At 34.7% G+C, this 25,017-nt stretch carries 24 protein-coding genes; 9 read left to right on the top strand and 15 right to left on the bottom strand.

Annotated elements, in window-relative coordinates; all coding sequences use genetic code 11:
* Positions 1-38: 38 nt before the first annotated feature.
* From SUSAZ_06880 to SUSAZ_06860, 5 genes are all read left to right on the top strand, one after another.
* On the top strand, positions 39-1,709 hold the full coding sequence (locus SUSAZ_06880) for a malto-oligosyltrehalose trehalohydrolase (GenBank protein AHC51691.1): 1,671 nt from the start codon (positions 39-41) through the stop codon (positions 1,707-1,709).
* Positions 1,706-3,847: a glycogen debranching protein gene (locus SUSAZ_06875; protein AHC51690.1), complete on the top strand. Its 2,142-nt coding sequence runs from the start codon at positions 1,706-1,708 to the stop codon at positions 3,845-3,847. Before SUSAZ_06880 ends, SUSAZ_06875 begins: the two co-directional genes overlap by 4 nt.
* Positions 3,844-6,006, top strand: a complete 2,163-nt coding sequence (locus SUSAZ_06870) for a malto-oligosyltrehalose synthase (GenBank protein ID AHC51689.1) — start codon at positions 3,844-3,846, stop codon at positions 6,004-6,006. Before SUSAZ_06875 ends, SUSAZ_06870 begins: the two co-directional genes overlap by 4 nt.
* 141 nt (positions 6,007-6,147) lie before the next feature.
* Positions 6,148-6,366, top strand: a complete 219-nt coding sequence (locus tag SUSAZ_06865; protein AHC51688.1) for a hypothetical protein — start codon at positions 6,148-6,150, stop codon at positions 6,364-6,366.
* Complete coding sequence (locus tag SUSAZ_06860; protein AHC52533.1) at positions 6,350-6,670, top strand: hypothetical protein; 321 nt, start codon at positions 6,350-6,352, stop codon at positions 6,668-6,670. The genes SUSAZ_06865 and SUSAZ_06860 overlap by 17 nt, the downstream gene beginning before the upstream one ends.
* Here the strand turns inward: SUSAZ_06860 and SUSAZ_06855 are convergent.
* Genes SUSAZ_06855 through SUSAZ_06845 form a run of 3 tightly spaced genes read right to left on the bottom strand, consistent with a single transcriptional unit; the run spans position 6,628 to position 8,304 of the window.
* On the bottom strand, positions 6,628-6,948 hold the full coding sequence (locus tag SUSAZ_06855) for a hypothetical protein (GenBank protein AHC52532.1): 321 nt from the start codon (positions 6,946-6,948) through the stop codon (positions 6,628-6,630). The genes SUSAZ_06860 and SUSAZ_06855 overlap by 43 nt on opposite strands.
* The gene (locus SUSAZ_06850) at positions 6,948-7,340 is read right to left on the bottom strand and encodes a hypothetical protein (GenBank protein ID AHC51687.1); all 393 of its coding nucleotides are present in this window, start codon (positions 7,338-7,340) and stop codon (positions 6,948-6,950) included. The genes SUSAZ_06855 and SUSAZ_06850 overlap by 1 nt, the downstream gene beginning before the upstream one ends.
* Complete coding sequence (locus SUSAZ_06845) at positions 7,315-8,304, bottom strand: dehydrogenase (protein AHC51686.1); 990 nt, start codon at positions 8,302-8,304, stop codon at positions 7,315-7,317. The genes SUSAZ_06850 and SUSAZ_06845 overlap by 26 nt, the downstream gene beginning before the upstream one ends.
* Positions 8,305-8,355: 51 nt before the next feature.
* Between SUSAZ_06845 and SUSAZ_06840 the strand changes: the two genes are divergently transcribed.
* Positions 8,356-10,800, top strand: a complete 2,445-nt coding sequence (locus SUSAZ_06840; GenBank protein AHC51685.1) for a valyl-tRNA synthetase — start codon at positions 8,356-8,358, stop codon at positions 10,798-10,800.
* A 16-nt stretch (positions 10,801-10,816) separates the two neighbouring features.
* Here the strand turns inward: SUSAZ_06840 and SUSAZ_06835 are convergent, their stop codons facing one another.
* The 9 genes from SUSAZ_06835 to SUSAZ_06795 are packed head-to-tail and all read right to left on the bottom strand — an operon-like array spanning position 10,817 to position 18,601.
* Positions 10,817-12,019 (bottom strand): aspartate aminotransferase, encoded by a 1,203-nt coding sequence (locus SUSAZ_06835; protein AHC51684.1) that lies wholly within the window; start codon positions 12,017-12,019, stop codon positions 10,817-10,819.
* An 11-nt stretch (positions 12,020-12,030) separates the two neighbouring features.
* Positions 12,031-12,777 (bottom strand): indole-3-glycerol-phosphate synthase, encoded by a 747-nt coding sequence (locus SUSAZ_06830; GenBank protein ID AHC51683.1) that lies wholly within the window; start codon positions 12,775-12,777, stop codon positions 12,031-12,033.
* 5 nt (positions 12,778-12,782) lie between these two features.
* Entirely contained in the window at positions 12,783-13,385 is a 603-nt protein-coding gene (locus SUSAZ_06825; GenBank protein ID AHC51682.1) for an anthranilate synthase subunit II, read from the bottom strand.
* Positions 13,369-14,667 (bottom strand): anthranilate synthase subunit I, encoded by a 1,299-nt coding sequence (locus SUSAZ_06820; protein ID AHC51681.1) that lies wholly within the window; start codon positions 14,665-14,667, stop codon positions 13,369-13,371. The genes SUSAZ_06825 and SUSAZ_06820 overlap by 17 nt, the downstream gene beginning before the upstream one ends.
* Positions 14,649-15,248 carry an N-(5'-phosphoribosyl)anthranilate isomerase gene (locus SUSAZ_06815; GenBank protein AHC51680.1) on the bottom strand — a complete coding sequence of 200 codons (600 nt, stop codon included), beginning with the start codon at positions 15,246-15,248 and terminating at the stop codon, positions 14,649-14,651. Before SUSAZ_06815 ends, SUSAZ_06820 begins: the two co-directional genes overlap by 19 nt.
* The gene (locus tag SUSAZ_06810) at positions 15,235-16,281 is read right to left on the bottom strand and encodes an anthranilate phosphoribosyltransferase (GenBank protein ID AHC51679.1); all 1,047 of its coding nucleotides are present in this window, start codon (positions 16,279-16,281) and stop codon (positions 15,235-15,237) included. Before SUSAZ_06810 ends, SUSAZ_06815 begins: the two co-directional genes overlap by 14 nt.
* Complete coding sequence (gene trpA, locus SUSAZ_06805) at positions 16,268-16,993, bottom strand: tryptophan synthase subunit alpha (GenBank protein AHC51678.1); 726 nt, start codon at positions 16,991-16,993, stop codon at positions 16,268-16,270. The genes SUSAZ_06810 and trpA overlap by 14 nt, the downstream gene beginning before the upstream one ends.
* 11 nt (positions 16,994-17,004) lie before the next feature.
* The gene (locus tag SUSAZ_06800) at positions 17,005-18,279 is read right to left on the bottom strand and encodes a tryptophan synthase subunit beta (GenBank protein ID AHC51677.1); all 1,275 of its coding nucleotides are present in this window, start codon (positions 18,277-18,279) and stop codon (positions 17,005-17,007) included.
* Positions 18,280-18,331: 52 nt separating this feature from the next.
* Complete coding sequence (locus tag SUSAZ_06795) at positions 18,332-18,601, bottom strand: acylphosphatase (protein AHC51676.1); 270 nt, start codon at positions 18,599-18,601, stop codon at positions 18,332-18,334.
* A 102-nt stretch (positions 18,602-18,703) separates the two neighbouring features.
* Here SUSAZ_06795 and SUSAZ_06790 point away from each other — a divergent pair, with 102 nt between their 5' ends.
* Both SUSAZ_06790 and SUSAZ_06785 read left to right on the top strand, forming a co-directional pair.
* Positions 18,704-19,780, top strand: a complete 1,077-nt coding sequence (locus SUSAZ_06790) for an inositol-3-phosphate synthase (protein ID AHC51675.1) — start codon at positions 18,704-18,706, stop codon at positions 19,778-19,780.
* Positions 19,770-20,018 carry a hypothetical protein gene (locus tag SUSAZ_06785; protein AHC51674.1) on the top strand — a complete coding sequence of 83 codons (249 nt, stop codon included), beginning with the start codon at positions 19,770-19,772 and terminating at the stop codon, positions 20,016-20,018. Before SUSAZ_06790 ends, SUSAZ_06785 begins: the two co-directional genes overlap by 11 nt.
* 1 nt (position 20,019) lies before the next feature.
* On the opposite strand, the gene SUSAZ_06780 is transcribed toward SUSAZ_06785, so the two are convergent.
* Together SUSAZ_06780 and SUSAZ_06775 are read right to left on the bottom strand one after the other, a co-directional pair.
* The gene (locus SUSAZ_06780) at positions 20,020-22,398 is read right to left on the bottom strand and encodes a phosphoenolpyruvate synthase (protein AHC51673.1); all 2,379 of its coding nucleotides are present in this window, start codon (positions 22,396-22,398) and stop codon (positions 20,020-20,022) included.
* A 63-nt stretch (positions 22,399-22,461) separates the two neighbouring features.
* Positions 22,462-23,121: a hypothetical protein gene (locus SUSAZ_06775; GenBank protein ID AHC51672.1), complete on the bottom strand. Its 660-nt coding sequence runs from the start codon at positions 23,119-23,121 to the stop codon at positions 22,462-22,464.
* 84 nt (positions 23,122-23,205) lie between these two features.
* Here SUSAZ_06775 and SUSAZ_06770 point away from each other — a divergent pair, with 84 nt between their 5' ends.
* Complete coding sequence (locus SUSAZ_06770) at positions 23,206-23,493, top strand: hypothetical protein (GenBank protein ID AHC52531.1); 288 nt, start codon at positions 23,206-23,208, stop codon at positions 23,491-23,493.
* On the opposite strand, the gene SUSAZ_06765 is transcribed toward SUSAZ_06770, so the two are convergent.
* On the bottom strand, positions 23,465-24,916 hold the full coding sequence (locus SUSAZ_06765; protein ID AHC51671.1) for a hypothetical protein: 1,452 nt from the start codon (positions 24,914-24,916) through the stop codon (positions 23,465-23,467). The genes SUSAZ_06770 and SUSAZ_06765 overlap by 29 nt on opposite strands.
* Positions 24,917-25,017 lie beyond the last annotated feature (101 nt).

Here is a 25,017-nt window from a genome sequence, read left to right as displayed (position 1 = left end):
ATTTAAATATATTAACATGTAATTTCTATTCAAACAGCATGTTTTCGTTCGGTGGAAATCTTGAAAAGAATAAAGGGATCTTTAAGTTATGGGCACCTTACGTTAATAATGTTAAGCTGAAGTTAAGTAAAAAACTTATTCCAATGGAAAAAAATGATGAGGGATTTTTCGAAGTAGAAATAGACGATGTAGAGGAAAATTTAACCTATTCTTTCGTTATAGAAGACAAGAGAGAGATACCTGATCCCGCTTCACGATATCAACCTTTAGGAGTTCACGATAAATCGCAACTTATAAAAACAGATTATCAGATTCTTGATCTTGGAAAATTAAAAATAGAAGACCTAATAATATATGAACTCCATGTGGGTACTTTTTCTCCAGAAGGAAATTTCAAAGGGGTAATAGAAAAGTTGGATTACCTCAAAGATCTAGGAATCACAGGAATTGAACTGATGCCTGTGGCACAATTTCCAGGGAATAGAGATTGGGGATATGATGGTGTTTTTCTATATGCAGTTCAAAATACCTATGGTGGACCATGGGAATTGGCTAAGCTAGTAAACGAGGCGCATAAAAGGGGAATATCCGTAATTTTGGATGTTGTATATAATCATATAGGTCCTGAGGGAAATTACCTCTTAGGATTAGGTCCTTATTTTTCAGATAGATATAAAACTCCATGGGGATTGACATTTAATTTCGATGATAGGGGATGTGATCAAGTTAGAAAATTCATTTTAGAAAATGTTGAGTATTGGTTTAAGACCTACAAAATCGATGGCTTGAGACTTGATGCGGTTCATGCAATTTTTGATAATTCACCTAAACATATCCTTCAAGAGATAGCTGAAAAAGCCCATCAATTAGGAAAATTTGTTATTGCTGAAAGTGATTTAAATGATCCCAAAATAGTAAAAGATGATTGTGGATATAAAATAGATGCTCAATGGGTTGACGACTTCCACCATGCAGTTCATGCATTCATAACAAAAGAAAAAGATTATTATTATCAGGATTTTGGAAGGATAGAAGATATAGAGAAAACTTTTAAGGATGTTTTTGTTTATGACGGAAAATATTCTAGATATAGAGGAAGAACCCATGGTGCGCCTGTAGGTGATCTTCCACCATGTAAATTTGTAGTTTTCATACAAAATCATGATCAAGTAGGAAATAGAGGAAATGGGGAAAGACTTTCCATGTTAACCGATAAAAAAACATACCTTATGGCAGCCACACTATATATACTCTCACCGTATATACCGCTAATATTTATGGGCGAGGAGTACTATGAGACAAATCCTTTTCTCTTCTTCTCTGATTTCTCAGATCCCGTATTAATTAAGGGTGTTAGAGAAGGTAGATTAAAGGAAAATAATCAAACGATAGATCCACAATCTGAGGAAGCATTCTTGAAGAGCAAACTTTCATGGAAAATTGACGAGGAAGTTTTAGATTATTATAAACAACTGATAAATATCAGAAAGAGATACAATAATTGTAAAAGGATAAAGGAAGTTAGGAGAGAAGGGAACTCTATTACTTTGATCATGGAAAAAATAGGAATAATTGCATCATTTGATGATACTGTAATTAGTTCTAAAATTACAGGTAGTTTACTTATAGGCAGAGGATTTCCAAAAACATTGAAAAAAGATGAATTAATTAAGGTTAGTAGAGGTGTTGGGGTATATCAATTAGAATGAGAGATCGACCATTAAAGCCTGGTGAACCTTATCCTTTAGGAGCAACCTGGATAGAGGAAGAAGATGGGGTTAATTTTGTGCTATTCTCTGAGAACGCCACAAAAGTAGAACTGTTAACGTATTCTCAGACTAGACAAGATGAGCCAAAGGAAATAATAGAACTTAGACAGAGAACAGGAGATCTCTGGCATATTTTTGTACCTGGTTTAAGACCAGGTCAGTTGTATGGGTACAGGGTGTATGGTCCCTATAAACCAGAGGAAGGGTTAAGGTTTAATCCTAATAAAGTACTGATAGATCCTTATGCAAAAGCTATAAATGGATTATTACTATGGGATGATTCGGTCTTTGGATATAAAATTGGAGATCAGAACCAAGATCTCAGTTTCGATGAGAGAAAAGACGATAAATTTATACCTAAAGGGGTCATAATAAATCCTTATTTTGATTGGGAGGACGAGCATTTCTTCTTCAGAAGAAAGATGCCTTTTAAGGATAGTATAATTTATGAGACACATTTAAAAGGAATAACTAAATTAAGGCAAGATTTACCGGAGAACGTTAGAGGCACTTTTTTGGGTTTAGCATCAGATACTATGATTGATTACCTCAAAGATTTAGGAATTACAACCGTTGAGATAATGCCTATTCAGCAATTTGTAGATGAGAGATTCATTGTCGATAAAGGGTTAAAGAACTACTGGGGTTACAATCCGATAAATTATTTCTCTCCTGAATGTAGATACTCAAGCTCAGGCTGTTTAGGAAATCAGGTCATTGAATTTAAGAAGTTAGTAAATTCTTTACATAACGCTGGGTTAGAGGTAATAATAGACGTTGTATATAACCATACAGCAGAAGGAAACCATCTTGGACCCACTTTGAGTTTCAAAGGAATAGATAATAGTTCGTATTACATGCTGGACCCTAAAAATAAACGTTATTATATTGACTTCACAGGAACAGGGAATACACTTAATTTATCTCATCCAAGAGTTTTGCAATTGGTTTTAGATAGTTTACGCTATTGGGTTCTTGAGATGCATGTAGATGGTTTCAGATTTGATCTCGCATCTGCCCTAGCAAGACAACTATATAGCGTGAATATGTTATCGACTTTCTTTGTTGCTATACAACAGGATCCTATCTTATCACAAGTTAAGCTAATAGCGGAGCCATGGGATGTAGGACCTGGCGGTTATCAAGTAGGTAATTTTCCATATCTATGGGCTGAATGGAATGGTAAATATAGGGATACAATAAGAAGATTCTGGAGAGGGGATCCGGTACCTTATGAGGAGTTAGCAAACAGGTTATTAGGATCTCCTGACCTTTATGCAGGTAGTAATAAAACTCCTTTTGCCAGTATAAATTACATTACTTCTCACGACGGCTTTACATTACAAGATTTAGTGAGTTATAATCAGAAGCATAATGAGGCTAATAAACTGAACAATGAAGATGGAATTAATGAAAATTATAGCTGGAATTGTGGAGTAGAAGGAGAAACTAACGATTCTAATATTCTTTATTGTAGAGAAAAACAAAGACGAAATTTTATGATAACATTATTTGTTAGCCAAGGTATACCAATGATTTTAGGGGGAGACGAAATAGGAAGAACACAAAAAGGCAACAATAATGCTTTTTGTCAGGATAACGAGATAAGTTGGTATGATTGGAACCTTGATGAGAATCGTGTAAGGTTTCATGATTTTATAAGGAGACTTATCAATTTTTATAAAGCCCATCCCATATTTAGGAGGGCTAGATATTTTCAGGGTAAGAAGTTACATGGTTCCCCGTTAAAGGATGTGACGTGGCTAAAACCCGATGGCAATGAAGTTGATGATTCGGTATGGAAATCTCCAACAAATTATATTATTTATATATTAGAGGGTAGTGCTATCGATGAAATAAATTATTATGGAGAAAGGATAGCTGATGACACTTTTCTAATTATTCTAAACGGAGCAAGCAGTAATCTTAAGATAAAAATACCTCATGGAAAATGGGAGTTAGTGTTACATCCTTATCCACATGAGCCATCTGACGATAAAAAGGTAATAGAAAACAACAAAGAAGTAGAAATAGATGGAAAGACTGCACTAATTTACAGGAGGATAGAATTCCAGTGATATCAGCAACCTACAGATTACAGTTAAATAAGAATTTTAATTTTGGTGACGTAGTCGATAACCTATGGTATTTTAACGATTTAGGGATTTCCCATCTCTATCTCTCTCCTGTATTAATGGCTTCGCCAGGAAGTAACCATGGGTACGATGTAATAGATCATTCAAGGATAAACGATGAACTTGGAGGAGAGAAAGAATACAGGAGATTAATAGAGACAGCTCATACTGTTGGATTAGGTATTATACAGGACATAGTACCAAATCACATGGCTGTAAATTCTCTGAATTGGCGACTAATGGATGTATTGAAAATGGGTAAAAAGAGTAAATATTATACGTATTTCGACTTTTTCGCGGAAGATGATAAGATACGATTACCTATACTGGGAGAAGATTTAGATACAGTAATAAGTAAAGGTTTATTAAAGATAGTAAAAGATGGAGATGAATATTTCCTAGAATATTTCAAATGGAGACTTCCTCTAACAGAGGTTGGAAATGATATATACGACACTTTACAAAAACAAAATTATGCCCTAACGTCTTGGAAAAATCCTCCTAGCTATAGACGGTTCTTCGATGTTAATACTTTGATAGGAGTAAATGTCGAAAAAGATCACGTGTTTCAAGAGTCCCATTCAAAGATCTTAGATTTATATGTTGATGGCTATAGAATAGATCACATTGATGGATTATATGATCCTGAGAAATATATTAATGACCTGAGGTCAATAATTAAAAATAAGATAATTATCGTAGAAAAAATTCTGGGATTTCAGGAGGAATTAAAATTAAATTCAGATGGGACTACAGGATATGACTTCTTAAATTACTCCAACTTACTGTTTAATTTTAATCAAGAGATAATGGACAGTATATACGAGAATTTCACGGCGGAGAAAATATCTATAACTGAAACTATAAAGAGGATAAAAGCGCAAATAATTGATGAGCTATTTAGTTATGAAGTTAAAAGATTAGCATCACAACTAGGAATTAGTTATGAAATATTGAGAGACTACCTTTCTTGTATAGATGTGTATAGAACTTATGCTAATCAGATTGTAAAAGAGTGTGATAAGACCAATGAGATAGAGGAAGCAACCAAAAGAAATCCAGAGGCTTATACTAAATTACAACAATATATGCCAGCAGTATACGCTAAAGCTTATGAAGATACTTTCCTCTTTAGATACAATAGATTAATATCCATAAATGAGGTTGGAAGCGATTTACGATATTATAAGATATCGCCTGATCAGTTTCATGTATTTAACCAAAAACGAAGAGGAAAAATCACACTAAATGCCACTAGCACACATGATACTAAGTTCAGTGAAGATGTAAGGATGAAAATAAGTGCATTAAGTGAATTTCCTGAAGAATGGAAAAATAAGGTAGAGGAATGGCATAGTATCATAAATCCAAAAGTATCAAGAAATGATGAATATAGATATTATCAGGTTTTAGTGGGAAGTTTTTATGAGGGATTCTCTAATGATTTTAAGGAGAGAATAAAGCAACATATGATAAAAAGTGTCAGAGAAGCTAAGATAAATACCTCATGGAGAAATCAAAATAAAGAATATGAAAATAAGGTAATGGAATTAGTGGAAGAAACTTTTACCAATAAGGAATTCATTAAAAGTTTCATGAAATTTGAAAGTAAGATAAGAAGAATAGGAATGATCAAGAGCTTATCCTTGGTCGCATTAAAAATTATGTCAACTGGTGTACCTGATTTTTATCAGGGAACAGAAATATGGCGATATTTACTTACAGATCCTGATAACAGAGTCCCAGTGGATTTTAAGAAATTACGCGCAATATTAGAAAAATCAAAAAAATTTGAAAAAAATATGTTAGAGTCTATGGATGATGCAAGAATTAAGATGTATTTAACATATAAGCTTTTATCCCTAAGAAAGCAGTTAGCTGAGGATTTTTTAAAGGGCGAGTATAGGGGATTAGATCTAGAAGAAGGACTATGTGGGTTTATTAGGTTTAACAAAATTTTGGTCATAATAAAAACCAAGGGAAGTGTCAATTACAAACTAAAACTTGAAGAGGGAGTAAGCTACACAGATGTATTGACCGGAGAAGAAATTAAAAGAGAGGTACAGATTAATGAGCTACCTAGGATACTACTTAGAATGTAAGTTATAATAATCCGATTTTTATGTAACAAGATATTGCGCCTACGAAAAGACTGTTAAATTAACTTTTATGTGAATTATGAAACGTAAATTATAAGTTTCCTGAGGATAAACATATATATCTCTATCTCTCATTGATATCACATGAGTATTAGATTAAGGGGAAGTAACTCTTACGGACATTCAGGCTGGTTTACAGTATACTGCAGAATATGTAATAGGAAAATAAGAATAGGAACGGACTTAGTCTACAAATGTCCTAAATGTGAAAAGAAGTATAACGCATTCTTCTGCGAAGCAGATGCTAGGGGATTAAAGAAAAAGTGCCCATACTGTGGTACTGAACTTGTCAGTGCAATTTAAGACTCAAATAGAAGGTAAAAATATTTTTATATTGAATAATGACTTGTTTTACGCTGATAGCAATATAGTTATTCGAAATCAAGATTTTATTAAGAAACTCAACTTTACACAGTATAATAAGATCGCCTATATTGACATGAATATAGAAACAAATGAATTTAAGATATTAAGATTAGTAGTGTGTAAAACTAGAATAAATATTTATGTTTGCAACGTAATTGGTAAATTGAAAGAAACTAATTTTGAAAATCTAGAGGAGATTTATGGTAAAATATTAGAGGAGATTGATAAAGTTATAAGATAACCTTTACTTTTCAGCTTAGATGATACCTCATTTATTAACTCTGCTAGTTTTTTTGCATTAGTAGAGGAAAATCTGACATGTATTTCCAGTTTTCTCAACTGATTAAAAATTGTAAAAACGACTATCAAAGAATCATCAGAAGGAGAACATACTAAAGAACCACCTGTTCTCACCACACTACAAAGATCCATTAACTCTTTTTCTACGATATCAATGACCGTAGCCGACATAACATACTCTGCGTTAGGAGGTAGAATTTTATATTCTAATTCAAACATTAGCTCACCAACTTTACATTAACTCTCTTGATAGGTATCTTTAATTTCTCAAAAATCTTTCTTACATAATCTGCGTAAGCAGGATTTCCTGATACGATTTTAAGTTTAAGTTTACGATAATTCATCTCTAGAACAGTCCTACCATCATTATAAACATATGCCTTCCCTTTTACCCTGCCATAAACATTCTTTATAAACATTAACTGTATAAAAGTTCCCTTATCGGGTATTATCACTAATTGACGAGTTCCGTTCTTGTAAACTGGATTGAGTTTAGATTTTACTTTTATCTCCTTAACCTCTACTATATTCTCTCCTTCTACTTTAAATAATAGAGTTCTTATCGCATGTTTACCAGATTTACTACTAGAGTTTTCTAAGTAAACTTCCACCTTTTATCGACCTCACAGATTCTGCTATCCCCTCAAAAGTTATTTTATCCTCTAGATATGCATCTATTAGAATCTCGTTCTTAAAAAACAATCTTAAAAATTGCTTCCTTAGAGAAAGCGATGAGTTAAGATATAACTTTAGAAACATGTGTTGAACAGAAATTGCGTCATGTATTTTTTTAAGTTCTTCTGATAGATATTTGTTAAAATCTTTCCCATTCTTAATAGCCTCAAACGCTTTTACTGCTGAAATTGCAGAAGGTCTTATTCCTTCACCACTCAATGGGAATAACAAACCCCTAGCTTCTCCTATCTTATAATTCGTTTCATGAATAGGAGAAATCGATATTGGGGCACCTCTTATATCCATTATTTTGTATTCCCTATCACCCAATTTCTCTTTTATATATTTTAACGTTAAATCTCTAGAATTTTTATCTTCAATGAAACCTGCACCTATGTTATAAACTCCGTCTTCAGATGGAAATATCCAATAAAATCCAGTGTATTTCGTATTAAATTCAATTACTGCCTCATCATCAAATTTATCGGTTTTAAGAAGAACTCTGGTTGTGTAAACAACTTTTCTATCTAAATCGTATGGACCTTTTGAGTCTATTGTCATATCAAACTCTTTTCCATTAAAATTACCAACATACGAGAAATCCACTTCTTTCCTCATATCATTGATCCATTTCCACTTATCAATTACTATCCATTTAGTACTCCTATACTGAATGTCGTAAACTCTCTCGCCATCTAGATAAAATGCGAACCTCTTTATATCGTACTTCCTAGGCCACGAATTAGGAGGTTCGAAAACATTAGGTACGATATCTCCACAAGGCTTTATGTACCTATCTTTGATATCAAAAATCTTAACATAATTATTGGTATATTTTTTAATGAGATAAGCTAATAATGATCCTGAGACTCCTCCACCTAATATTGCAATTTTAAGCACATGACTATTTCTGCGTTAGAACTTATAAGCTACTATACTAAGTTTTTATCAATGTTATCTCAAGACGAGATAAACAAGAAACTTGAGGAATGGCCTAAACATTATGATCCTAAGGGGATCGAACTAAAATGGCAAAATTTATGGATGACCAAAGAGTTTTGGGAAAAAGTTTTTCGATTTAGAGACGAAGATGAAAAATCTCCTGTATTTGTAATAGATACTCCACCTCCATTTACGAGCGGAGAACTTCACATGGGTCATGCGTATTGGGTTACTATCTCAGATACCATTGGTAGGTTTAAGAGACTTGAGGGTTATAACGTTCTGTTGCCTCAAGGTTGGGATACACAGGGCTTGCCTACAGAATTAAAAGTACAATACAAACTAAAAATACCGAAAGAAAACAGAGAATTATTTCTGAAAAAATGTATAGAATGGACTGAAGATATGATAAGAAGTATGAGAACAGCAATGATCAGATTAGGATACAGAGCAGAATGGGAGAGGTTTGAATATAGAACCTACGAGAGCAAATATAGAAGAATCATACAAAAAAGTTTGATAGATATGCACAAAATGGGTTTAGTGGAAATGAGAGAAGGACCGGTCTATTGGTGCCCTAAATGTGAAACAGCGTTAGCACAAAGTGAAGTAGGATACAAAGAAGAAGATGGAGTATTAGCTTACATACTTTTCCCATTTGTAGATGGTGAAGGAGGAGTTACTATAGCTACGACTAGACCAGAACTGTTAGGAGCAACTCAAGCAGTGGCTGTAAACCCTGATGATGAAAGATATAAGTCTTTAGTAGGCAGAAAAGTCAAAATACCGATCTTTGACAAGGAAATCAGTATAATTGCAGATAAGGCTGTTGAGATGACATTTGGAACTGGAGCTGTAATGATAAGTACATACGGAGATCCTCAGGATATCCGTTGGCAATTAACGTATAGGTTACCTGTTTATGAAGTCGTAGATGATAAGGGAAAGATCAAAAATACTAACGGGTTGCTGGATGGATTAACAGTTAAAGAGGCTAGGAAAAAAATTATTGAAATATTAAAAGAAAAAGGTTATCTGATAAAAGTAGAGAAAATAACTCATAATGTTTTGGCTCATACGGAAAGAAGTGATTGTTTATCTCCCATAGAGTTCTTGATAAAGAAGCAAATCTACATAAAAGTATTAGAGTGGAGGAATAAACTGCTAGAAGATTATAAGAAAATGAAATTTACCCCACAGAGAATGAGCTATTACCTTGAGGAATGGATAAAAAATCTTGAATGGGACTGGAACATTAGTAGACAAAGAGTCTACGGTACACCAATACCATTCTGGTATTGTGATAATGGGCATTTAATACCTGCCTCAGAGGAAGTGCTACCAATAGATCCCAGTAAAGTAAATCCACCCATAGAGAAATGCCCACATTGTGGATTAGATTTAAAACCTGTTAAAGATGTTGCTGATGTCTGGGTAGACTCCAGTGTTACAGTATTGTATTTGACAGGATTTTATGATGATAAAAGTAGATTTACAAAGACATTTCCATCGTCCTTGAGACTGCAGGGCACTGATATAATAAGAACATGGTTATTTTATACCTATTATAGGACTCTAGCCCTTGCAGGGAACATACCTTTCAAAGAAGTCTTAATTAACGGTCAAGTTTTAGGACCAGACGGAACAAGAATGAGTAAGAGTAAGGGTAATGTAGTTAGTCCCTTAGATAAGGTTGACGAGTATGGAGCTGATGCAATAAGGTTAACATTACTTGATGCGAAAATAGGAGACGACTTCCCATTTAAATGGGATACTGTAAAATCTAAAAAGCTACTACTTCAGAAGCTATGGAATGCAGGTAGATTATCTTATCCATTCATAGGTAAAAAGAAGGTAAACAAACCAAGTAAAATACATGAAATAGATAAATGGATCCTTCAGGAACATAAGAAATTTGTACAGCAATCTATAGAGGCATATAGAAACTATGACTTCTACATTGTGGTTGAGTCCATATATTCTTATTTCTGGGAAACTATTGCAGATGAGTACTTAGAACTAATAAAACACAGGTTATTTATGGAGGATGAGTCAGCAATATATACATTAAGCAGAATAATCAAAGACCTACTTATCTTACTATATCCTATTGCTCCCCACATAACTGAAGAAATGTACGAAAGACTTTACGGTGATAAGATGAGTATAACCCTAGAGAACTTACCTGATATAAGTGATTTAGAGGATGATAGAGAAGCACAGAAATTAGGAGAATATATCAAAAAAGCAACTTCAGCAATAAGGACACTTAAAATACAAAATAGGTTAGCTATACCTACTCCAATTTCGGTTAAAATTTATGGACCTGATGATTTCATTGCAAAAATAAAAATAATAGAAGAAGATCTAAAGAAAACCTTGAAATTAATTGATATTATTTATCAAGAAAATAATGAAATAAAAGTAGAGCTATTATCAGACCATGGGAGTTAAGCTCATCCATCGCTTTTTAACTTCTCATCAACTGATTTATGAACTCGCTCATTCTTTGAACGCCTTCCTTAATAACATTTTCGTCGACAGCAAAACTTAACCTTACAAACTCTTTACCTGCATCTAATGGAAACACTTCTCCTGGAATAGTTACTACTCCTTTTTCTTTAATTAGATTAACAGAGAAATCTTTTGTGGACATACCACTCTTTCTCAGAATTTCGCCCAGATATGGAAACATATAGAAAGCTCCCTGACTCTTATTAACCTGTATTCCCTTAATTTTCTTTAATTCAGAATACATCACATCCCTTCTTTTCTTAAATGTATCTATCATTTTCTTTACGTCATCAAACGTATCAAAGGCAGACACAGCTGCTTTTTGAGCGAAACTTGTTGGACATGTATAAACATTAGCAGCAATCTCAGACATTTTCTTTATTACGCTTTCTTTAGCTACTACATATCCTAATCTCCAACCAGTCATGGAAAAGGTTTTACTAAACCCATTAACATATATGCTGAAGTTTTTCCAGTCTGGATCCTCGAGTACACTTCTCATCTTCCCTTCATAAACAAAATAGTCGTATATCTCGTCCGATAGGACTATCAGATTTTTAGATTTAGCTATTTCTATCAACTGATCTATCTCTTTAGGATCAAATACCATTCCGGTAGGATTATGGGGATTATTTAGTACTATCATCTTCGTTTTGTCAGTAATTTTGTTCTCAAGATCATTGAGATTAAGGGAAAATCCTGTATCTTCTCTCCACTTCATCTTAACATAAACAGGTTTTCCACCTAACATCTTGACTACTTCAGGATAGGAGTAATAGGAAGGATCAAATATTATAACTTCGTCACCTGGGTTTACGTACAGTAGAAATGCTAGATATAAAGATACTTTAGCTCCAGGAGTTATAATAACTTCCTTGCTGGATATATTAGTATTGTATTTACTACTGAGAAAACTTGCTATTTTAGCTCTTAACTCGTCAATACCATATGCTGAAGTATAAGCAGTAAAACCACCATCAAGAGCTTTTTTAGCTTCATCTCTTATCTTTTGGAATGTAGGAAAATCTGGCTGACCTATGCCAAAGTTGACGATTTTTATTCCTTTCTCCTTTTGAACACTCCTAGCTATATCTTGATATAACAGTGTAGTCTCGCCTGATATGGCTAAAGCTCCTTTAGAGAAATTATCTAAGCTCATCAGTATAAGTATTAAATCAACTCCTTTATTTTATTCTGATCCTTTAATAAGGATGTACCTATGAGGAAAGCGTCTGCACCGGAAGCTTTGAGTTCCTCAATGTCTTGTCTGGTACTAATACCGCTTTCAGCTATTTTTAATCTATCCTTAGGTATCATTTGAAGTAATTTTTTAGTTCTATCTAAACTTACTTCCAGTGAATTAAGATTTCTTGCATTTACCCCTATGAAATCATAATTACCTCTTAAAGCTACATCTAAGTCCTCCTCGTCTGATACTTCTACTATTGCCTCTAGTCCATAAGATTTAGCATACTTATATAAACTGACTAGCTCTCTCTCCGTCAATATTTTTGCTATTAATAATATAACATCTGCTCCTATATTATATGCAGAATCTATTTGTTTTTCACTAACTACAAAATCTTTCATTAGTATGGGTAATTTCACATTCTTTGCAACTAGTTCCAGGTCATTATAACTACCGTTAAAGAACTTTTCTTCTGTTAAAACACTTATTCCTATCACGCCATTATTCTCCATAAATCTTACATATTCTATAATGTTAATATCTACATTTATCCCAGAGGGAGACCTTCTTTTATATTCTGCTATTATAGGATTTAATCCTGAATTCTTAGCAGAAATTATACTTTTTTTTAAGGAGAAGATAGGTCTATCTCTTACCTTTTCTATTTTAGGTCGAGAGAGGGAGACTTGTACAACATCAGCTAACCAACCACTTAGAAATCTCGGCATCAAGTTTACACTTTATTCAGAAAGTTATAAAATATTCTCCTACCATATCCTGTTCCCACACTCTCAGGATGAAACTGAACTCCATAGATCCTGTATTCAATATGATGCACTCCCATAATCTCCTTATCTTCTTCCGAATACGCATCAATAACTAAAGGTTCCTTTACGTTATCAATAACTAAACTATGATATCTAGTTGCTTCAAAACGATTCGGAATCCCATCATATAGTGTAGAGGAAGAAGAATGTACTATTTTGCTTATCTTCCCATGATAAATCGTTTTTGCTCTCCTTATAACTGTACCGAAGGTAAATCCGATAGCTTGATGACCTAAACATATCCCAAGGATAGGAATTCTTCTGCCTAAGTATTTAATCACATCATTAACAATTCCTATATCCTCTTTTTTATCTGGAGAACCAGGACCTGGAGATATAACAATTCTATCAGGATTTAATCTTTCAACTCCCTTTAGTGTTATTTCGTCATTTCTTATAACTATCGGATAACTACCAAGTTCACCTATAAGCTGAGCTATATTGTATACAAAACTATCGTAGTTATCAATTATCAACGTTATGTCCGTAATTTTACACCCCCATTGCAACTTTCAAGGCTCTCATCTTATGCTCAGTTTCAAAATATTCCATTTCAGGAACAGAATCATAAACTATGCCAGCACCTGCTTGAATTCTTATAATATCCTTATTTACAAAGGCGCTTCTTATAGTTATTGCAAATTCTGCATCACCATTAGACGAGAAAAACCCTACGCCTCCAGCATATGGACCTCTCTTATAATGCTCAAACAATTCAATAAGATTCATGGCCATAGGTTTTGGTGCACCACTGACCGTACCCGCAGGAAAAGTTGATTTCAAGACATCAAAAGAAGTTAGATTCTTTCTCAAAGTACCAACCACTTTACTAACTATATGTTGAACATATGCATACTTTTCAACATACATAAACTCAGGAACTCTGACAGAACCCATATAACAAACTTTGCCTATATCATTTCGTGCTAAATCAACCAGCATAAGATGTTCAGCTCTTTCTTTTTCTGATGATAATAAATCCCTTTCTAGTTCTAAATCTTCCTCCAATGTTTTACCTCTAGGTCTGGATCCGGCAATAGGATATGTTTCTACTACTCCTCCCTGAACACTAAATAGAGTCTCAGGGCTCGAACCAATTATCTCCCTATCCATGAATTTCATGTAAAACATATAAGGAGAAGGATTAACTTTTCTTAAATTATTGTAAAACCTCATCAAATCTCCATTATATATGTACTTATAAAACCTAGAAAGAACCACCTGAAAGATATATCCGCGCCTTATATAGTCTAATGCTTCTTTCACTATCCCCTCAAATTCTTCTTTCTTTAGGGATTCTTCATAATATGAAAATTTTGTTTCGTCTGATGATATACAATTATACTTAGTAGGTAAGTCGCCATCTAGATATACTTTCCCCTCTGCATGATCATAAACTATTATATTTTGAGGGATGAAAAACTCTGCATAGGGCCATTTCTCAGGCTCAGGCTTCAAATCCTTAATAGTTTCCCAATATCTAACTCCATCATAACCCATATATCCAAATATTCCTCCTTTGAACTTACCTGGAACATTAAGGCTCGGTGCCTTATTTAAAAATTCTGATAAAACCTCTATTGGATCATAGAACTCCTTGACTATATCTCCTGAACTTTTGTTATTATACAGAGATACGTAGCCCCTTCTACCCCAACCAATCATGCTATATCTTGATTTGTATTGGGGACCTGAGCCACTCTCTAATAGAACCGCAAAGTCTTCATCTTTCTTTATACAACTAAAGACTTCATTAGGTTGAGCAAAAGCAGTTATTGGGTATACTTCCACTTTCTAACACCTTCTATTATCTTTAACATTTTACTAGGATCCTTTTTCCCCTTGTATTTCTCGATCCCTGAAGAAACATCAATCCATTTTGGATTTATCGATAGAAAATCATGGAGGTTATCTGGTGATATTCCTCCGCCTATTCCAATTTCGTATTCTTTAGCCCAGCCTCTCGCTAAATCTAGATTGACCTTGCTACCTTTTATCTCTGAGTCAACCAATACATTGAAGCCCATACTCATAACACTCCTGAAATATTCTTGATACGTATCCGAAGAGGGAACATAAAGTATTACTTTCTTTCTATACATATGAATCTCGTCTAATTCTCGTCTAGTTAGTACCCTATGTATTTGGATTAGGTCTGCCTTTGTTTTATCAATTGATTCAGATACATTTCCCTTTACTATTACTTCAACAGTCGGAATTGTTACATACCTTTTCACAAAACCAATAAAATCTTTCTTAACAAATCTAGGGCTCACCGTATCAGTAACAAACCCTAAAAAGTCAGCGCCAAGTTTTTCAGCCAATATTGCATCCTCCAGGTTAGCTATTCCACAGAATTTAACCTTTACCAACTTGCCTCACTAACTGATCAAATTTTTTAATGTCACCGTTAGATTCTATAATCCTTCTTAGATGCTGAATTGTGGATTCCATTAGTTGCATAGCATACTCGAATCCATCCCTAGCGTCTTCCGCTTTACCTATAAGTTTGAGACCTACAGCAACATTAATTCCTATAAAGTCTCTAATATCACTGTCAATCCCCATAACCCCTCTAAGTATTTTTATAGCAGACTCGTTTGCACTAGTGGCAGTAATTTTTTCAATCGGTATCTGTCTCTTCAGACCAAAATCAGTGTAATGAAGTCTATATTGCTGTATTTTCCCATTAGTAATTTCATAAACGGTCGTATACCCATAAGGGCTAATTTCATCAATACCTGGCTCTCCATGATATATGAAAACTTTTTTATAATCTAATAGTGAGGCTGCTCTTGCTACTATATCCATGACTTTAGACGAAAACAGTCCAATTAGTTGATATCTTGTACCCGCTGGATTAGTTAAGGGACCTAGGAGGTTAAATATAGTTCTTATGCCTAAGGTCTTTCTTACATTCGCAACGTTTTTCATAGCTGGATGGTATATTTGAGCAAAGAGAAAGACGAAATTATTCTCTTTTATAAGCTTATTAGCTAACTCAGGGGCAATATTTATGTTATAACCCAGAGCTTCAAGAACATCTGCACTACCTGACTTACCACTCACAGATCTATTGCCGTGCTTAGCTACCGGAAATAATTGACTTAGAATTATTGCCGTAATAGTACTTATATTTATGGTACCTAGTCCATCTCCACCAGTTCCTGCAGTATCAAGAGCTTCTGGATAACTTATCTTGATTGCGTTGTTTCTCATAGCTCTTGCGAAACCCACTATCTCTTCAAAACTTTCTCCCTTCATAGCTAAAGAAGCCAATAAAGCAGAAACCTGAATCTCAGGAATTTCTCCCTTCATTAAAGCATTAGCTATAGCTTCACTATCTTCAGCCGAAAGATCTCTCTTCTCAAATACAATCTTTTTTAGATAATCAGTAATATTCATCCAGCACTCCTCTCAATTTTCTTATGAGCTCAAGTGCTCCATTCACTCCGTTTTTATCAACTTCTTCTATTAGAGATGTCCCAACGGCTATTCCGTCTGCTCCTACTGACATCGCTTTCTTTATATCTTCAATACTATTCAAACCAAAGCCTACAATTAACTTACTTTGAACCATAGTTCTTATTCTATTTATTAGAGAATCAATACTTATTGGAATAACTACACCTGTAGTTGGTCTTACTCCGTAATAAAGAAATAGATCAGTTAGTTTAGATGCTTTAATGATCAGGTCATCCGGCATTAAGGGAGCTGTAAACAAAACAGTTTTTATACCTTCATTCTTTATCAAATTGACATATTTTTCATATTCGTCAACATAATCTATCAGTAAATCTGGTAATAAAACCCCATCTACTCTACTTTCTTTTAATTTTAGTAAAAAATCTCCTAACTTATCTACGTACTCTTCCAGATATGTTAAAATAACAACTGGAATTTTGATCCTCTCTTTGACCTCATGAAGTATCTCGTAGTAGTTCCTTATATTATTACTAACGATTTTATATGTCTTCCTTATTACAGGTCCGTCATATTTAGCATACTTTGGCGGAATCCCAATTTCTAAAATATCTACCCCAAAATCCTCCACATTATCGACGAATTCGTAGAAATCATTTACATTAGGATAGCCTAACGTCATATAGGCTACCAGATACTTTTTACTCATTTCTTCATCACTCTATTTTTCATAGATTCATAGTTGCTCAAATCTAACAACCCATGGCCACTAACGTTAACCAATATCACCTTCTTATCATCGGTTTTTTTAGCCTCTAGTGCCTCATCAATTGCAGCCTTGATAGCATGAGCAGATTCAGGTGCTGGAATTATACCCTGAGTCTTCATAAAGATTTTAGCTGAATTGTATATCTCCTCTTCTGTATACTCGCGCCATTCAATCACTTTCTCCTTCACCAGTAAACTAAGGGTTGGGGCAACTCCGTGATATCTAAGTCCGCCTGAATATATAGGAGGAGGAATGAAATCCTTTCCTAAAGTTATCATCTTTACCAGTGGCAATAGTCCAGCGGAGTCTGGGAAATCATATTCATATTTACCTTTACTGAATTTAGGCACTTCTGAGGAACCTACAGCTATATACTTCTTTCCCTTCTTGGTACCAATAAACGGATATGTAAAGCCACCAAAATTACTTCCTCCACCAACACATCCTATTATGGTATCTGGTTCTTCTCCTATTGCCTCAAGTTGATTAATAGACTCCATACCTATAATGGATTGGTGCAGGATTACTACATCTAATACACTTCCAACTAAATACCTATAATTATTTTCCAGGGCGTACTCTATTGCCTCACTCATGGCTATGCCTAAAGACCCAGGATGACGTGAATTCTCCTTTAGAATTTTTCTACCAAACTCTGTCAGATCAGTAGGGCTTGCATGAACCTTAGCACCATATAATTCCATTATAGTTCTTCTCATAGGTTTGTGCTCATAACTTACCCTGACCATGAATATGGTAGACTCTAAATCATACATGGAAGCAGCCAAAGCTACTGCTGTTCCCCACTGTCCAGCTCCGGTTTCAGTGGTAACATGAGAAACTCCTTCATTTGCAGCAAAATATGCTTGAGGTATTGCTGTATTTATCTTATGAGAACCAGTTGGTGTTGCGCCCTCGTATTTGAAATAAATCCTTGCTGGAGTTTTCAAATACTCTTCTAATCTCCTAGCTCTAATCAGTGGTGTAGGTCTACCTATGTTTATATATCTATCCCTAACCTCATCAGGGATCTTTACAAACCTTTCTATGGTAAACTCTTGCCTCAATACCTCCTTTGGGAGGATTTTTCTTAGAAGATCAATTCTTGAGAACTCTGCGTCTTGCGGATCTCTTGGTGGGGGTAATGGTTTTGGGAGATCGGGTATTATATTATACCAATACTTTGGAATTATATCGAAACTATTTACCATTGGCTCAACAAAAGCACCTGTAAAGAAGAGATGTTAAACTTATTTAAAAATTTTAGTATGTGTCAAAGCTAGCGAATTCCCCTGTGTAGTCATCAAATTTTACATCAACTTTTTCAACTTTAGATAGTGGAGGTCCTCTTTTTATCTGATCTAAGAGTTTATATAGAGCCTCCTCATATCCCTCTGCCAAAATTTCCACTGACCCGTCAGGCAGATTCTTAGCATAACCTTTTATACCTAATCTAGCTGCATGAATCTGAATAAATCTTCTATATCCTACACCTTGAACTATACCATGAACTATGACATACATTCTCTTCAATCCACCCATTAATTTCACCTCAGAGTCGCTCCACTTCTTCACCGTTCAGATATATTCTCTCATCACAATATATTTTAACATCTTGCATTGTATAAATAGTGTATGATTAAAGTAGCTATCGCTGGACTAGGCAATGTTGCTTCTATGTTAATTCAAGGAATAGAATATTATAAACAAAGAGGAGAAAATTACTACGAGGGACTTATAACTCCTATTGTAGGGAAATACAAGATAACAGACATAGAAATAGTTGCTGCATTTGATATTTCAAAAAATAAAGTTGGAAAAGATATAACTGAAGCAATATTCGAAAAACCCAATATAACACCTAAAATTGTGAATATGGAAAAGAAAGGGGTAAAAGTAAGCCCAGGACCGGTTTTAGATGGAGTAGCCCCTCATATGATCGATGTATTTAATCCAGTAGATGATGCAAAAATAGAAAATGTAATACAGGAACTTAAAGACTCAAAAACTGAAATATTAATAAACCTTTTACCTGTAGGAAGCGAGAGAGCAAGTAGAACATATGCCAGAGCAGCCCTTGAAGCTAATGTCGCATTTATAAATGCCATTCCTGTATTCATAGCTAGCGATCCTAAAAAGGAATTTCCGACACTATTTCAGAAAAAGAATTTACCGTTAGCTGGAGATGACATAAAGGGGCAAGTAGGTGCAACAATACTTCACAGGACATTAACATCATTATTCAGACTTAGAGGGGTTAAGGTGGAAGAGACTTATCAATTAAATGTTGGAGGAAATACAGATTTCTTAAATATGAAAACTGAAGAAAGGCTCTATACGAAGAGAATAAGCAAAACTAAAGCTGTAACAAGTACCCTAGAGAATGACTACCTTGAGAGAGAAGGAAGAATAAGAATAGGTCCCTCAGACTATATTCCGTTCCTTGGAAACACTAAGGTAGCATACATATATACGAAAGGATCTGGGTTTGCTGGAATGCCTGTAAAAGTAGAGGCAATGCTAGAGGTAGACGATAAATCAAATGCAGCAGCAGTATTAGTTGACGCGATAAGAGGTGTAAAAGTAGCACTTGATAGAGGAATAGGAGGTCCTTTAGTAGAGCTATCAGCATTTTACTTTAAACATCCTCCTATTCAGGCGAAAGATGATGAAGAAGCTTATAGGTGGTTTAGAAAGTTCATTGAAATGTGAAATATGTGAAGAGGAAATAGGAACTTTCGAATGTAAAATATGCGGAAGAAATGTTTGTAAACTAGATTTTAATGAAGAGAAGAATATTTGTAAAGTATGTGAAATGAGTTTATGTGAAGTATGTGGTGAAAAGTTGTCAATAGGTAAATGTGAGAAGTGTGGAAAAATTATTTGTGAAAAATGTGTTGGATATAATGATGGCGTAAGAAGATATTGTAAAAATTGTTATATTCATTAGCTCAAGATTTTCTCTTGTTCTTCGATAATCCCTCTAATAATATTTTTTGTTCTACTGAGGCTACCTGTCTCCTCACATTTATTACTGCATCCGGATTAACACTTATACTATCTATACCAGCACGAACGAGAAACTCAACAACCTCAGGATATACACTAGGAGCTTGACCACATATAGATACAGTCCTGCCATACTTATGCGCTACAGAAATTAGAGTCTTTATACCTTTAAGAACAGCAGGATCTCTCTCGTCATAGTATCCCATTCTTGCTAATAAATCAGAGTCCCTATCTACACCTAAGGTTAATTGAGCCAAATCATTACTTCCAATACTATATCCATCGACTATTTTTGAAAACTCATCTGCCAATATTACTACAGAGGGTACTTCAGCCATTATCCATACCTTAAACTCTTGATTCCTCCTTAGACCCTCATCCTCCATTATTTCAATTGCTTTCTTCAACTCCCATGACGTTCTCACAAATGGGAACATAACCCAAACATTCTTTAAACCCATTTCTTCTCTAACTTTCCTAATTGCTTTAACCTCCAATCTGAACGCAGGTTCGTATTGCTTACTTATGTATCTTGAAACACCCCTCCATCCTAACATGGGGTTTCTCTCATCAGGTTCAAACTCATCTCCACCATATAGCCTCTTGTACTCATTGGTCTTAAAATCAGAAAATCTAACTACTAGTGGTCTTGGATATATTGCTGAAGCTACTATACTAATGCCCTCTGCTAGTTTATCCACAAATACTTCAGGTTTACCATTTTTTATCAGGTATAAGGGATGATATTTAATCCATTCACTAACTATAAACTCGATTCTCATAAGACCAATTCCGTCGAATGGTAAGTCCAAGTATTTATTTATCACATCTGGTTGCCCAAGATTCATGTAAATCTTAGTTGCTGTTATCGGGTATAAACTCAATATTGTTTCCTTTGAGATACCAGAAATTCCACTTACAGTTTGCTTTTCCTTAACCTCTTCTTCAAACTCTATTTTTCCTTCATATACTATACCCCTAAAAGCATCTATAGTAATCTGTTGCCCATCTTTAATATTATTTGTAGCATTTCCCGTACCTACTACAGCTGGAATACCTAATTCTCTTGATACTATTGCCGCATGGCTTGTCATTCCGCCCTCATCTGTGACTATTCCAGAAGCTATTTTCATTAGTGGAACCCAATCTGGATCAGTCATTCTGGTCACTAAGATCTCTCCCTGATTGAAAGATCCAGCATCTTTAATATCCAGTATCACTCTAGCCCTACCATATGCTATTCCAGGACTAGCAGGTAATCCTTTAGTCAGTATTTTTCCAACAGATGCTTTAACTAACACTTCTTCTTTGGGTTTAACTTGCTTAGAAGACCAGTATGTTTCCGGTCTGGCTTGAAGCAAGAATATATTTTCTGGAAATTTAATATCACTATCTATAGCCCATTCAATATCCATAGGCCTTTCATAATGCTGTTCAACTTTAAGAGCCAGTTTAGCTAATTCTTTAGCCTCCTCTTCAGTTATAGAAATAGAATTGGCTTCATTCTCATCTAACTTTAACTCAACGTTTTTCTTCATCTGCTTATCATATGTGACTTTAATTGTCTTATGAGATATACGCTTCTGAACTATTTGAAGCGTAGATTTATCTATTACTATTTCGTCGGGAGTAACTTTGCCTCCTACCACGCTTTCCCCAAGACCCCAATTAGACTCTATAATCACATAATTTGTGTCACCAGTTGAAGGATGTAACGTGAACATTACCCCTGCAGCTTTAGCATTAACCATTTTTTGTACTACCACAGCCATATGGGCTGATAAGTGATCTATGCCTTTTGCATTTCTATAAGAGATAGCCCTTTCATTATGTAAACTAGCCCAGACTTTCTTAATGTAATTGAATAAATCATTTTTACTTACGTTAAGATAGGTATCCTGTTGGCCCGCAAAGCTTGCCTCCTCGATATCCTCTACCGTAGCAGAAGATCTTACGGCGACAAGAACTTCCTTATTAGATATTTTTTCTAGTTGTTCATACGCATCAGATATAGCTTTCTTTAGATCTGGAGGTATTTCTGCATTTAAAATAAGACTTTTTACTTTCTCGCTAACCTTTTTCTCGTCTTTATCATTTTCAAATATATTTTTTATAACATCATATAATCCATTATATTTTAGGAAATATCTGAACGCATTTGAAGTTATTACAAAACCTGGAGGTACTCTTATACCCAGTGATAATAACTCCCCTAAATTAGCAGCCTTCCCCCCTACTACGTCAATCATATCTTTTGATACATTTTTGAGATCTAGGACAAGCTCCCCCTCTATAAGTGAAGAATCCAAAATAGTTCCCATAAATATTTCCTACTTATATATTAAAAAAAGTTTCTGACATATCAAAAAATCTCATTATTGAATTTATTTTTGATTTGCGTTTGTTTTTTGATCCACCGAAGTTGCAAATGATGGTAAAGATGGGAATTTCTCCTTCATTCTCTGCTCTGCTACAGCTGAGGCTTCGTCTAAGATCTTTCTCGCCTCTGGAGAAGAGGTTGCAAAGTCAACTCTAGCTCCAGTGAATTCACCAGCCTCTAACACTACCTCCTGCAGACCTTCTTCTAAATCAGCCAACTCTATTGATAATTCAGGCATTACACCCTTCATCACATTTCTCAATTCCCTTATAACGCCAATAACTGGAACCAAGGAGGTGAATATATCTCCTATTTCAGTTATAGTCTCTAATCTGAGTTGCACCTGTTCTAGAGCTATTTCAGTAGTCAATAACTGTTTGGTTATTTTCCTTATCTCTGCTATTTCATTAGCATACATTGCAGCCCTTGCACTATCTTTGGAAATCTGAGACTCTACCACTTTCTCAAATAAGCTTCTATCTCTCTCCTGTAATTTTGAAATATAAACATCTAATCTGCTTATTGTTGTTCTCAATCTATAATTAGCCATTACCAATCTATATCTTAAAGGCTGTTGTGACTTAAAGAGATTCTTTATTTTTTCTGATATTGTAGGCTCTTGCCTTCCTCCCCAATTTCTCAGAAAATCATTCACATCTGCCATCTTTTATCTCGTAGTATATTCTTCCGCCGATTTACCTTTAAAAAAGGAAACATTTATAATACTCCTAACCAAATTGGTAATTGAATGAGACTTTTCAAACTAGAGAAGAAACAAAACCAGTTGGAGATAATTAATAACACTCCTAAAAAGGTGTTACTCAGAAGAGTGGCATTATCGTATGAAGTAACTACATTTGGTTATGAAATGGAGAGACTTCCTAAATTGATAACGGAGGAAGTCTATTTGGAAAAAGAGGTTGAACCAGAAAAATCAATTAGAATTCCTCTTAAACTTGATACTTTAAAAAGAGTAAGTATAGTATACAAATCTGAAGATAGTGACATTACTTTGAGAGAGGATATTGATCTTTAATTTTTTTCAAAATCTTTTCCATCCTTTTCACAACTTCAGGATCATCCGAAACCTCCTCTGGCCATTCCCTACCAACTTCCTCTCTGAATTTCCTTGTAGCGTCAATACCTATTTTACTACCAAGAGGAGGATGTGGAGTCGTATGATCCAAAGAGTCTGTCAATACATTATCTACAATTAGCACATCTCTTTTGGGATCAACTGTGCTAGATATCGCGTAGAGTATCTGGTTGATATCATGTACATTTACATCTTCATCAACAACTATAATCATTTTCAGTAAACTCAATTGCCCCACACCCCATAATGCCATCATAGCCCTTTTTCCTTGCCCAGGATAAGTTTTTCTAATAGAGAATATACCAATACCTGTAAATAGACCGTATTCAGGTAAATTCATATCAACTAATTCTGGTACGATCATTTTGAGGAAAGGTAGAAATAATCTTTCGACTGCTCTTCCAATCCATGCGTCTTCTAAAGGTGGTTTACCAACTGATGTGGCGTGAAATATTGGCTGATCCCTGACATAAATTCTTTCGACTTTCAATGTGGGGTAAAAGTCTGCTGGAGTATAATATCCCAAATGGTCACCGAATGGACCCTCTAATCTCACATCGTTCAAATCAACATATCCTTCTATTACTGATTCAGCATTAGCTGGAACCAAAATTCCGTTATCTAAACGGGTTACTTCTACCCCTTCTTGTCTGAGGATACCAGCAAATAAATATTTATCAAGACCAGGAGGAACAGGAGATGCTGCGACAAACGTAGTTATAGGATCAACACCGTTGACTATTGCTACAGGAACCTTTGTTATCCCCTTTTTCAGATATTTATTGGCTGTGATACTTCCTCTTTTAAATGCTTGCCAATGTACTATAGCTTCTTTCTGGTTAACTAGTTGAATTCTGTAGACACTTAAGTTATGTACCTCTGTATCAGGATCCTTTGTAATAGTGATAGAGAAAGTAAAGTACCTTCCAGCGTCTTTGGGCCATGTTCTTAGAGCTGGAAACTTATCAAGTGAATACTCTTCATGCAGTTCAAAAACCGGCTTTTTAGATTTAGGAAAGACCTTTCCTAACTTACTCATCTCAGCAAAGCTTCGTATCTTCTCAAAGAACGTTGTAGGTAACTGACCTAAAAACTCATCAAGAAATTTACCAGAAATTTCTTCGAGTTTATTAGATCCAAAAATGTCATAGAAGACATTAAGTGAATTAAAAATATTAGTAATTACTTTCCATTCTGGGAAATTTTTAACATTAGTAAATAGTAATGCAGGCATTTTAGAATATGTGGCTTCTCTGGTTAGATAGGCTATCTCTAATTCCGTGGAGACTTCATCACTAATCTCTAAAATATTCTTATTTCTCCTAAGAAATTCAATATATTCTCTTAAATCCTTGAACCCCATTACTATATATGTTAAAGAGCGAGGGTAAAAGCTTATATTTTCGAATTTAAAATGAGCTACCGTTAGTGTGGTGATTTGTTGTTGGAAACAAGAAAGGACAT

Origin of the sequence: Sulfolobus acidocaldarius SUSAZ (assembly GCA_000508305.1) — an archaeon.
Classification (GTDB): domain Archaea; phylum Thermoproteota; class Thermoprotei_A; order Sulfolobales; family Sulfolobaceae; genus Sulfolobus; species Sulfolobus acidocaldarius_A.
Note: the sequence above shows the minus strand (reverse complement) of the source record. Positions and strands in the feature narration are given on the sequence as shown.